The organism is Acinetobacter sp. ANC_7504 (genome assembly GCF_056779995.1).
Genome location: NZ_JBWYIZ010000004.1, coordinates 188,093 through 198,840, shown reverse-complemented (window position 1 = coordinate 198,840; position 10,748 = coordinate 188,093). Strand labels below are relative to the sequence as shown.

Sequence of the window (10,748 nt, the reverse complement as noted above, 5' to 3'; positions counted from 1 at the left end):
AACACCAACACAGTGACCACCAAGACAATGCCAGCCTAGGCCTCGAACAAGCATGGCACATCAGCCCTGCATGGATCCAAGACCTCAAAGGTGAAGACCAAGCCACCGCCTCAGGCAACAGCCAAGTCGAAAAACTCAACCAACACCTTAGCGACTACTACGCGGGACAAAGCAAACAATTCATCGCCAAAGCCAGCGTCAGAGACAGCCAAGTCGGCTACTGGTTCAAACTCGATGGACACCCAGAAATTGAACAACACAGCGGAGCTGATCAAGAATTCCTCATTGTTGGCAAACGCTACTACAACCAAAACAACCTACCCAAAGACTTAGACCAACAAGTCCAACAACTGCTACAACGCAGCCAATGGACGCCAAAACACAAGACAGACACCAACCAAGCAACCCACAAGGACCAAGAACGCCAAGCCAGCGAACTCATCCTACAACGACGCAACATCAAAACCGTACCCGAATACAACCCCTTACAACATCGACCTAGCACCCATCCGCAACGCGCCAAAGTGGTGGGACCTGCAGGAGAAGAAATCCATGTCGATGAATGGGGACGCATCAAAGTACGCTTCCTATTTACCCGAGCAGAAGACCACCAATTTGATGGGGGTGCCGGCAGTAACAACAACGACACCGATTCAGCTTGGGTCGATGTACTGACCCCATGGGCAGGCGAAGGCTATGGCGCACGCTTCCTTCCTCGAATCAATGAAATCGTGGTCATCGACTTCTTTGACGGCAACATCGACCGTCCCTTTGTGGTGGGCCGCCTACATGAAGCCCAACGCAGCCCAACCCGATTCGACAGTCAAGGCCAACTGCCGGACACAAAAAAACTCGCAGGGATTAAAAGTAAAGAAGTCCAAGGCGAAGGTTATGGACAACTCCGCTTTGATGACACCACAGGACAAATCTCCACCCAACTGCAAAACACCCACGGGGCGAGCCAACTTAACCTAGGGAATCTCAGTCATCCCAAAGCAACAGCAGAAAGTGAAGGACGCGGCGAAGGCTTCGAACTCAGAACTGACCAATGGGGTGCAGTACGAGCGGGCGAAGGCATACTCATCTCCACCTACAAACAAGAACAAGCCAAAGCAAACCATCTCGATGCAAGCGAAGCCAAACAACAACTCGAAAGTAGCTTAAACAACGCCAAAGCTTTGAGTGAAGTGGCACAAAATCAACAAACTGATCCACTGAGCTTACTCGAAAACCTACAGGGCTATCTCAAGAACTTAGAGAGCGAAGACCAAAGCAAAGCCGCGGCTTTTAAACAAGCGATCATGCTCTTGGCTTCACCAAGTTCAATTGCCGTAGAAAGTAACGAAGACATCCACCTCAGTGCAGATGGGCAGATCAACCAGATTGCACAAGGAAGCATTAACACCAGCACGCAAGACAGCATCATCGGACATGCCAGCAAAAAGATCAGCTTATTTGCCGCGCAAGAAGGGGCACGAGTCTATGCAGGCAAAGGCAAGATCGAGATTCAAGCTCAAGGGGATGGTGCTGATCTGATTGCAAGAAAGGGTGTGCAGATTATTTCCACGGAAGATCGAATTGAAATTAAAGCGGCAAAAAAAATAGTGTTGATCGGTGGTGGCTCACAGATTGAAATTAGCAGTTCGGGAGTTTTACCGACCACAGCTGGTAAGTTTGAGGTTAAGGCAGGGCAGCATCAATTTGTGGGGGGAGCAAAGGTGCCGTTGAATTTTCCACTCATGCCAAATGAAATAAGACAACAGATTGCAATTAAATATCATGATGATGAGCCTGTTAAAGGTGTAAACTTTAAAATGAAATACGCAAATGGTCAGATATTTTCAGGTGTGACTAATGATGAAGGGATAGCTGATATAAGAGATGCGCCTGATGGTGAAGCAGAGATTATTTTTGGGGAAGATGCTAGATCTTATGAAGTTGTAGCACAAGCAGAAGAAAATATTAATTTTAAAGCAGATTGGAACATCTCAGATCTAGAAGAATCATACCAACAAGCACTTAAGGATTCTAAAAAATGAGTGCAGAAAATAAAATAGCTATAATTCAAATTGGTTCAGAGCTTTGGTCGAATACCAAGGCTGCCGGCAGTTGGGTAGGTGGAGCCTTACAAGGTGAATTTAACGAAAAATCAACTTTAGGTCAGATCGTATTTGATGCAGTTATTAGTATGTTTCCTGTCGCAGGTGAAGCCACAGCTGTTAGGGATTTAATCGCTATTTCAAATCGCATGGCAGGTAGTGAACAAGAGAAAAATAAAGTCCTGAACTGGGTTAGTATTATTTTGTGTTTATTGCCACTCATTCCAATATTTGGTGGTGTGTTAAAAGGTATTGGGCGCTTACTCATTACTGTGATTAAAGATGCCAGTAAAGCCGCAGAAGTAGCAATTGCAATTTTGGCTTTTTTAAGAAAAATGGGTTATGGAGACCCAATTAAATTTATAAACGCACTTAAATTTTCAAAATACCAAACTAAAATATTATCCGAGTTTAAAAAATTTATTGCGCGATTAAAATCCTCGATTCAGTTTTTCTTATCAAAAACGAGAGTCGTTCTACCTAAGCATGTACAACAACAATTAAACTCATTTTTACCTGAGTTAGATAAGCTTGCCAAACTCGCAGATAAAATGATTCCTTCTGCAATTAAAGAGTTGGACAGTGCTTTAAATAAAGTCCGATCTGAAATGATCAACCAGATGAATAAAGCTGGTGCGAAGATAGGTGGTGGAGAAACTAAAGTTTTAACCACGGAAGCACGTTTGGCTTCTACTGCTAGAAATACGATTGCGAGCAAGGGTCATAAACCTGCGCCTTTAAGCCATTATAAGCATAAGGACGGATGGCCGGATTTAGCTAAGAAGAAAAATGATTCTGCGACAAATGATGTTTTAAAATATTATGTAATAGCCTCATTTAGTCAGAAAGCTAATATTGAAGCAAAGTTATATAAACCTGGTGCTAGAGTTGGCTGGAAACGAATCATTGATCAAAAAAAACCATTTAAATCTGGTGCGTATTGGGCGGATAAAATGCCAATTAATGGCACAGCATGGCGTTTTGATTATGCTGTAAAAAGTGACTGGTCTAAAAATGGTATATTTGTGGCCCTAGACCGTATACCTACCATAGCTGAGTTAGAAAAATTAAATATTGTTGTACCTAAAAATTGGCAAGGCTTAAAAGTATGGGAAGGTCAGGTTGCAGAGCAACTTGATTTAGAAAAAATGCAAGGCAGTGGATTGTTGTTAGCTGGTGGTGAAAAACAGTTATATATAGATTTTGGCCACCCAGACAATCAGCCGATCAGGCAATATATTGAAAACATGGTTAAAATTCAAAAAACCAATTGGAATGATGCCATTCTTCCAAAAAAATTAGAAGATACGGTTGCGTATTTGGCGGCAAGAGAAAAAGCACAGAAAACTGTTCAACAGGGTCAGGTAGCTCGTGGTGTGTCTGCGACAGGTCGAGCAAATACTAAGCATGAGCAAAGTAAGGCGAATTAAGGGAATTTATGATGTATATCATTGATCAGAAAGCGAGAGACCAAACTTTTTATCTCATGAAAAAATATACCAGTTATCGGTATTTATATGTTGCATATGAACTGGAGAAAGAATTTGTAGACGCATTTGAGCAACAATTAAGGCATCCTCCTCTAAACTTATTGAATGAACCTGAAGGCTTTAAGGAGAGTCATGAAGAAGAATTATTATATTATTTGAGTGATCTAAGTGATACAGAAAAAGGTTTAACGGAACTGAGAAAAAGCAAATTCAAAAAAGAAGCATATGATCTTTATTTTGAAGGGAATATTCAGGGGAGGATTTTTGGTCGCTATGGTGATGAACATGGCTTGCTATATGATGTTTTTTATCAAAACCTAGGCATAGGTCAAGAGCCAAATGGAAATATTTTTATTGAACATGACCACACACGACATATTTTAAAATTATTGATAGCAAGAGCTATGGAGGGTATCACAGTTAATACTTTGTATAACGTTTCATATGATGTACCAAATAATAATCGAATTTATTATAAGAAATGGAGCTATGAATCTTTATTTAGTAAACTAAACTGGCCACCATGTAAGCAAATCGTTGAACCGATCATCCCTTGCCCAAATTATAATGAAAGCTCAAAAGGTCAAATTCATTCAGGTGAAGAAATCCAAATTTCAGGCATTTATGAACCATGGTTCGAAAAACCTGTCTATCAAAAATTAACCAATGATTCTGACTATAATATTTATGTTGGATGTCCAAACTACTTTTTAGAAGGGACAGAAGCAACCCAATATAAATTGGAAGGGACCGATGATTGGTACGATGTTAAATGGCGTTTAATTTGGGAAGACAATCGCTATATAGATGGAACCATACCCGAGGAAGAAAAGAATTATATTTTTGATATAGAAAATATAGGAAAACAATCCAATCAACCCGAAACTGAATCAACTGAAAAATTAAGTATAGCGGCTGGGCAGGTTTGTCCTAAAGCTGGCTATTGGTATACAACAGCGAAATCAAATTCACGGCAATACTTTAAACAGGGTGAGATCTTTCCAAATTATGAAAGTGATTGGGGCGAGGTGTACTGGCAGTTTGATGGAGAAGAATAAAACTATATCGCTCAAGGTGAAAACTTTCGCATTGATGGAAGTTTAATAAAAAACCCGCTTTCGCGGGTTTTTTTGATCTCAAACGAGATTACATATTCGGATAGTTCGGACCACCCGTACCCTCAGGCACAACCCAAGTAGAGTAAAGCCGATTGGCGACGCTATTTTGCGGTATTTGCATCATGGAATCATAATGGTGAGGTTGTTAAATACCGAGTGCCAAGGGGTGGGATCAATGTATGGGAAGGTCCAGCCGCAAGTCAGACTTTTAAAAATAGTGCGGGTAAAGTTGAAAAAGTGAATAGCAAAGGCGAGATATTTGTACTTGAAGGTGGTGGCATACAAATTGTTCTGGACCCAAAAGATTTAGTACGAGCAAATGTAAGTAAGCGTGAAGCAACCCCTTGGGGCTATGACAGTGGTTTAATTGTTGAAACGAAAACCAATATGGTTGGTGTGCCGCGTTTAGAGCAGAATTGGTATGGAGATAAAAAATAATGTCGCAATCATCTGAAATTCGTCCGCAGGAAATTTTCCTACTTGAACGCTATAGTTCGGCTGAATATTTTAAAGAACTGGTAGATGCTTTTAAAAATATGCTCGATGCAGCGGAAAATGCACTTGAGCTGTTTATGCAGGATTTACCTTATGATTATCGAAACCAACATATTTCACAACAACCTGACATAGTTTGGGGTGAGCATGTATTGCCTAATTTCAGATCAACTCTTGAGAGCTTGAATTATGGATATAAACGTTTATTAGAGGGTGATTTATCTGCTTTGCAATATGCAGGGAATGTGGTGACTGACTTTAGAAATCAAAGAATAGACTATTTCCCTGATTGGATGGATGAGGGTAATTTAGCCTTATTTGATCAATGGCAAAGTAAAGCTAGTAAGTTATCATCTAATATTAAAGCTACAGTTTTTGGTAGCTGGCCTATGACTTTTTTAAAAGAAGACTATGATTCAGATTATTTAGGAGAGTTAAACTTACCATCATCTTTACCAATATATAAGTTAAACCAAAATGTTACGGTAAAAACAGGCGAAACTGTGCCACAGGATGGTATTTACATTCCTGAAATACAGGAAGCAAGTGCACAGCTGCTGCTTAAAGGGCATGATGCGATAGAAGCATTAGTGGGACTTGATCCAGATTGCCCACAATATGATCATGAGGAAGATACGGAATGGGTATTGGTTGAACGAATTGCAGACGAGGGTGGGTCATCTGAGACTATTCAAGCTGAAAATTTAAAAGGTTTTGCTGGGCAGACTTGTCAACAGACAGGTAATTGGTGGAGTCCTGCAAATCAATTGCAATCCCGTTATTTTGAACAGGGAGAAGTATTTCCGAAGATTGAGAATAATAGCTGGGGAGAAACGATTTGGTATTTAGAAGTTACTAATAAGAAATAATTTATATATAAAAGATTGGATTGTCAAAATAATGATAAAGTTTTGATGAAGGTAAAATTCTATCTGAGATCAAATCTGATTGGGATAAGGAGTTTTAGTAGTTTGATAGTGATGACTAACTTATGCTTAGAAGCTGTTCTAAATTAACTCGTTTTCAAAAACAATCAGTTGCCTTAATCTATTATGTTACTTCACAACCTTATTTGGAAATGTTACTGACCAAACTGGATGATTTGATTCAATATACGGGTGGAGTAATTGATTTAGCTGATCAGCAGTATCGTGACCGTGTTTTATTGCAAGAAGGTTGGGGAATGGGGGATACTTCAGCTAATTGGAGTACCTATGCTTACCCATCTTTACTCGATTTCAGATTAGGTCTAATCAGAATTATTGAAGAAACGAAACAGGAAAAATATGGCTGGACACCTGCATATAATACAGCACGTATGTTAGGCGAGTTTCGACCGAACTGGATGTCAGAAGAAGAAGAAGCTGATTTTAAATTGCGTTTTGATGAATTATATAGATTATGTAGTTATTACGACTCTTGCGTAAAGCCTCCAAGATCATGGAGTTTATATGGTTTATTTGAAGTGATTAAAGAACTGGGAATTTTTGAATATAAAGTACCTAAATTTAAGCTTCGTACAGACATACGTGTAAATAGTGGGGAAATTATTCCAAAAACAGGGGTATATATTCCTGTGGGTGATCGATATGGCGTACCACAATTTGCTTGGACTTATCGTGATGAAAATAGTTTTACACGTGGGCAATTAGAAGAGTGTGAAACATTAAATGCTTTAGGAAAGGACTTATTTTCTAAGTTTAATGAATATACAGCATGGACTCCTTCTGAAGAGTTAAGGGCGTTCACAATTGAAAATATTAAAAATAAGCGAATAGAAGATGATTGGGATTATTTAAAATCAGATCGAGAAGTACAATTGGAACTAACCCCATCATTAATCTCAAGAAATGCATTTACTAGCTTTGATTCTAGCTGGTATTTCGTTGAGTTAATAGAAGGTGAGTTTGAAGATATTGGGGTTGAGGATGTAGATACTTTTGCTACACCTGATTTAAAAGTTATAGGGGGAGAATTATGCCCAAGAACAGGTTATTGGATTTTATCTAATGATAAAGCAAAACGATTGTATTTCACCAAAGGAACCATAATGAATAAATCTAGTCAAGATTGGGGCGAAGAATATTGGTTATATGACGGTGAAGAATAGAAAGTCATTCTAGGCTTTTATTTAATTGAACGCTTTGTCATGCTACCCCTTATGATGAAATCTTTGAACTCAGAACAGATCAAAGGGGGCAGTGCGTGCAGGAGAAGGTATACTCATCTCTACCTACAAACAGGAACAAGCGAAAGACCTCAGTGAAGTGGCAAAAAATCAACAAACTGATCCACTGAGCTTACTCGAAAACCTACAGGGCTACCTCAAAAACTTAGAGAGCGAAGACCAAAGTAAAGCAGCTACCTTTAAACAAGCGATGATGCTCTTGGCTTCACCAAGTTCCATTGCCATAGAAAGTAATGAAGATATACATCTAAGTGTAGATGGGCAGATCAATCAGAAAAACAATTTGATGAATATGGCAAATTAAATAATCAATCTAAACAATAAATAGAGTTAGTGGTATTACGGTTGGTGAAGGATTTAAGTTACCGTTGTTTCGTTATCCTGAAGATAAGTCACCAGAATCTAACGATGATAAGCCTCACGGTAATTCATCTAATAATGGTCGTGGAAGAAATTAAATAGCTTATTAATTAAGATTTGTAAATGAGCACATCAACTTTATTTTTGAATAATCAAGAAATAGAAGAGTTAGTTCAGGATATTCCTCTTGATACGTCAATAATAGACCTCTTTCATAAATCAAAAACTGATCTATCTTTAGTTGATTATTTGTACCGAAGAATTTTAAATCTTCATGCATAATCTGCGGATGAAATACATTGATTCAAAGAAGCTCTCTGAAACACAGTTTAAGCGATATACAGGCATCTCATGGTCAACCTTTGATTTAATGGCTAAACAGCTAAAAATGCTTGTACCTGCTAAAGGTAGACCATCTAAGTTAAGTGTAGAAGATCAAATCCTTCTGTGCTTAAGTTATTGGCGTGAATATCGAACATTGTTTCATGTCGCAACGAGTTATGGTGTGTCAGAGCCTACTGCTTAAAGAATCGTCCGCCACGTAGAGGATTGCCTGATCAAGTCCAATCTATTTAATTTACCCAAGAGTTTGCCTGAAGGCGAAAGTATCGACTGGAATGTGGTGATCGTAGATGCCACAGAAATTCCAATACAAAGACCTAAAAAAACAGAAGAAAAGCTATAGTGGTAAGAAGAAAGCTGATACTTTCAATGTACAAGCCATCATCCACTATAAGACTCAGCAAATTCTGAGTTTATGTACGAGTCGTGGTGCAGTACATGATTTCGAGCTCTTCAAACATAACCTGAATCAAATTCCTAAAGGGTCTTTTATCCTTGCAGATAAAGGCTATCAAGGGATTTATACGGTGTATCCAAATAGTCTATTGCCATTAAAAGCAAAAAAGCACTGTAAACTAGAACCTGAGCTAAAAGTTTACAATTAAGAAATCAATAAAAGAAGAATTGGGATTGAGCATGTATTTGGGACTTTGAAGACCTTCAAAATCCTTGCTGAGCGATATCGCAACCGTGGCAAAAGATTGGGATTAAGATTCAGTTTAATCGCAGGGATTTATAATTTAGAACTGAGTAAAAAATGATTTATGAAAGAACCCTATTGTTTACTAGTATTAAAGTTAATACATTAGAAACTAAGTGTTAGTGATTACTGTGAATGTTGAATATCTGAAATGACGATATTGCTTCTAGTTCAGCATTGCTGAATAAAGTTACTACAGAGTTAAATCAAGATAAAATCGATTTAAATAATAGGGAAAATAAAACACTCCATAAAAAAACCGAGCAAAAAAGCTCGGTTTTTTTTGTACGTTATTTATTTTTCAACAAAAGCACGTTCAATCACATAATCACCAAGAACACCCATACGTGGAGATTCTTTTAAGCCATGTTGGTCAAGAAGTGCAGCTACATCGTCAAGGAATGCAGGAGAACCACATAACATTGCACGGTCAGTTTCAGGATTAAAACGAGGTAAGCCAATTTTCTCGAAAAGAGCACCAGTTTCAATCGCAGTTGTAACACGACCTTGAGTATGGAAGTCTTCACGTGTAACTGTTGGGTAATAAATTAACTTTTCTTTCGCACCAAGTTCCCCAAAGAACTCATGGTTTGGAATTTCATTTTGAATAAGGTCTTGATACGCCAATTCTGAGATATAGCGTGTACCGTGTACAACGATGATTTTCTCAAAACGCTCATAAGTTTCTGGATCACGGATAGTCGAAAGGAAAGGAGCTAAACCAGTACCTGATGATAAAAGATACAAGTTTTTACCAGGATTTAAATCATCAAGAACAAGTGTACCAGTCGGTTTTTTAGAAACTAAAATTTCATCACCAACTTTTACTTTTTGTAGGATTGATGTCAAAGGACCATCTGGAACTTTAATAGAGAAAAACTCAAGTTCTTCTTCATAGTTCGCGCTAGCAATCGAATATGCACGCATTAAAGGCTTGCCATTGACTTCTAAACCAATCATCACAAATTGACCATTTTTAAAACGCAATGCTGTATCGCGAGTCGTTTTAAAACTGAATAATGTGTCATTCCAGTGGTGTACGTGAGTAATCTTTTCGACGTTAAAAGCAGCCATTAAAGGTCTCAATAAATTATCAAATTAGAACAGCTTGCTATTCTAAACTAAAACCATTCTCGATAAACTGAATATATTTAATTGAGCTTATCAAAAAAAGTGATTATGAATGAGCTGACTTTACCTGTGATTGGTATAATGAGATCTCCCTACAAAGAAAAGTTTGGTATTCCACGTCAGCCAAATTTAGTAAATGTTGAAAGTTATATTGAACTATTGGCGCCATATAATGATGAATTGGCTTTTGAAGGTATACTTGATTTCAGTCACTTATGGCTGATTTGGCAGTTTCACGATAATAAAAATCAGAATAATCAAAAATTTAAGCCTCAAGTCAGACCACCACGTTTAGGTGGAAATAAAAAAATGGGGGTCTTTGCGACAAGAAGCATGTACCGTCCAGCACCTATCGGTATGTCAGTCGTACAATTCAAAAAACTTTTTAAAGAAGGTGATTCTTTGAGATTGTATGTGTCTGGCAGTGATTTACTAGATGGAACACCCGTTATCGATATCAAACCATATATTCAATATTCTGATGCCGTGGTTGAGGCGACGAGCGGTTATGCACAGGATAAGCCAATTCAAAAAAAAGTTATTTGGTCAAAAACTGCTGAAATTCAGCGAAATCAACTGTTGGATCAACAATGTGTCGCTGAAAGTTTAATCAAGGAATTGGAACAAGTTTTGTCATTTGATCCAAGACCATCTTATCAAAATGATCCTGAGCGAATTTATGGGCTAAGTTTCGGCCCCTTAAATGTCAAATTTAAAGTGGATAATGAGGTTGAGATCGTTGCACTGGAACTTTGTTCAAACGAATAAATTGTTGGACTGATGTATTTAAAGCTGAATTTGATCTAATGAATTTAATTGTAAATT

General features: G+C 38.2%; 11 protein-coding genes and 1 pseudogene. 11 read left to right on the top strand and 1 reads right to left on the bottom strand.

Features of this window, described 5'->3' with window-relative positions; translation table 11 throughout:
* The 10 genes and pseudogenes from AC1M9F_RS07185 to AC1M9F_RS07140 all read left to right on the top strand — a co-directional run.
* On the top strand, positions 1–2,039 hold a 2,039-nt coding region (locus AC1M9F_RS07185; RefSeq protein ID WP_481597417.1), incomplete at its 5' end, for a DUF2345 domain-containing protein.
* Positions 2,036–3,529, top strand: a complete 1,494-nt coding sequence (locus tag AC1M9F_RS07180; RefSeq protein ID WP_481597416.1) for a hypothetical protein — start codon at positions 2,036–2,038, stop codon at positions 3,527–3,529. The genes AC1M9F_RS07185 and AC1M9F_RS07180, both read left to right, overlap by 4 nt.
* 11 nt (positions 3,530–3,540) lie before the next feature.
* Positions 3,541–4,647, top strand: coding sequence for an Imm72 family immunity protein (locus AC1M9F_RS07175; RefSeq protein ID WP_481595899.1), 1,107 nt, complete (start codon positions 3,541–3,543; stop codon positions 4,645–4,647).
* A 216-nt stretch (positions 4,648–4,863) separates the two neighbouring features.
* On the top strand, positions 4,864–5,145 hold the full coding sequence (locus AC1M9F_RS07170; RefSeq protein WP_481597415.1) for a hypothetical protein: 282 nt from the start codon (positions 4,864–4,866) through the stop codon (positions 5,143–5,145).
* Positions 5,145–6,071: a hypothetical protein gene (locus AC1M9F_RS07165; RefSeq protein WP_481595901.1), complete on the top strand. Its 927-nt coding sequence runs from the start codon at positions 5,145–5,147 to the stop codon at positions 6,069–6,071. Before AC1M9F_RS07170 ends, AC1M9F_RS07165 begins: the two co-directional genes overlap by 1 nt.
* Positions 6,072–6,193: 122 nt before the next feature.
* The gene (locus AC1M9F_RS07160; RefSeq protein WP_481597414.1) at positions 6,194–7,312 is read left to right on the top strand and encodes a hypothetical protein; all 1,119 of its coding nucleotides are present in this window, start codon (positions 6,194–6,196) and stop codon (positions 7,310–7,312) included.
* 56 nt (positions 7,313–7,368) lie between these two features.
* A pseudogene (locus tag AC1M9F_RS07155) lies at positions 7,369–7,664 on the top strand (type VI secretion system Vgr family protein); the annotation flags it as partial.
* Positions 7,665–8,039: 375 nt separating this feature from the next.
* Positions 8,040–8,276, top strand: a complete 237-nt coding sequence (locus AC1M9F_RS07150) for a helix-turn-helix domain-containing protein (RefSeq protein WP_481591351.1) — start codon at positions 8,040–8,042, stop codon at positions 8,274–8,276.
* A gap of 106 nt (positions 8,277–8,382) precedes the next feature.
* Complete coding sequence (locus tag AC1M9F_RS07145) at positions 8,383–8,697, top strand: transposase (RefSeq protein WP_481597413.1); 315 nt, start codon at positions 8,383–8,385, stop codon at positions 8,695–8,697.
* Between the two features lie 3 nt (positions 8,698–8,700).
* Positions 8,701–8,853 (top strand): transposase, encoded by a 153-nt coding sequence (locus tag AC1M9F_RS07140; RefSeq protein WP_481591441.1) that lies wholly within the window; start codon positions 8,701–8,703, stop codon positions 8,851–8,853.
* A gap of 233 nt (positions 8,854–9,086) precedes the next feature.
* On the opposite strand, the gene AC1M9F_RS07135 is transcribed toward AC1M9F_RS07140, so the two are convergent.
* Complete coding sequence (locus AC1M9F_RS07135; protein WP_035267346.1) at positions 9,087–9,866, bottom strand: ferredoxin--NADP reductase; 780 nt, start codon at positions 9,864–9,866, stop codon at positions 9,087–9,089.
* A gap of 105 nt (positions 9,867–9,971) precedes the next feature.
* Between AC1M9F_RS07135 and tsaA the strand changes: the two genes are divergently transcribed.
* Entirely contained in the window at positions 9,972–10,691 is a 720-nt protein-coding gene (gene tsaA, locus AC1M9F_RS07130) for a tRNA (N6-threonylcarbamoyladenosine(37)-N6)-methyltransferase TrmO (RefSeq protein ID WP_481597412.1), read from the top strand.
* Positions 10,692–10,748 lie beyond the last annotated feature (57 nt).

What these genes read in the sequence shown, in the direction of transcription:
- AC1M9F_RS07180 (WP_481597416.1), top strand. Translation starts at nt 2,036, where the DNA reads ATGAGTGCAGAAAATAAAATAGCTATAATTCAAATTGGTTCAGAGCTT.
- AC1M9F_RS07175 (WP_481595899.1), top strand. Translation starts at nt 3,541, where the DNA reads ATGTATATCATTGATCAGAAAGCGAGAGACCAAACTTTTTATCTCATG.
- AC1M9F_RS07165 (WP_481595901.1), top strand. Translation starts at nt 5,145, where the DNA reads ATGTCGCAATCATCTGAAATTCGTCCGCAGGAAATTTTCCTACTTGAA.
- AC1M9F_RS07160 (WP_481597414.1), top strand. Translation starts at nt 6,194, where the DNA reads ATGCTTAGAAGCTGTTCTAAATTAACTCGTTTTCAAAAACAATCAGTT.
- AC1M9F_RS07150 (WP_481591351.1), top strand. Translation starts at nt 8,040, where the DNA reads ATGAAATACATTGATTCAAAGAAGCTCTCTGAAACACAGTTTAAGCGA.
- AC1M9F_RS07145 (WP_481597413.1), top strand. Translation starts at nt 8,383, where the DNA reads ATGCCACAGAAATTCCAATACAAAGACCTAAAAAAACAGAAGAAAAGC.
- AC1M9F_RS07135 (WP_035267346.1), bottom strand. Translation starts at nt 9,866, where the DNA reads ATGGCTGCTTTTAACGTCGAAAAGATTACTCACGTACACCACTGGAAT.
- tsaA (WP_481597412.1), top strand. Translation starts at nt 9,972, where the DNA reads ATGAATGAGCTGACTTTACCTGTGATTGGTATAATGAGATCTCCCTAC.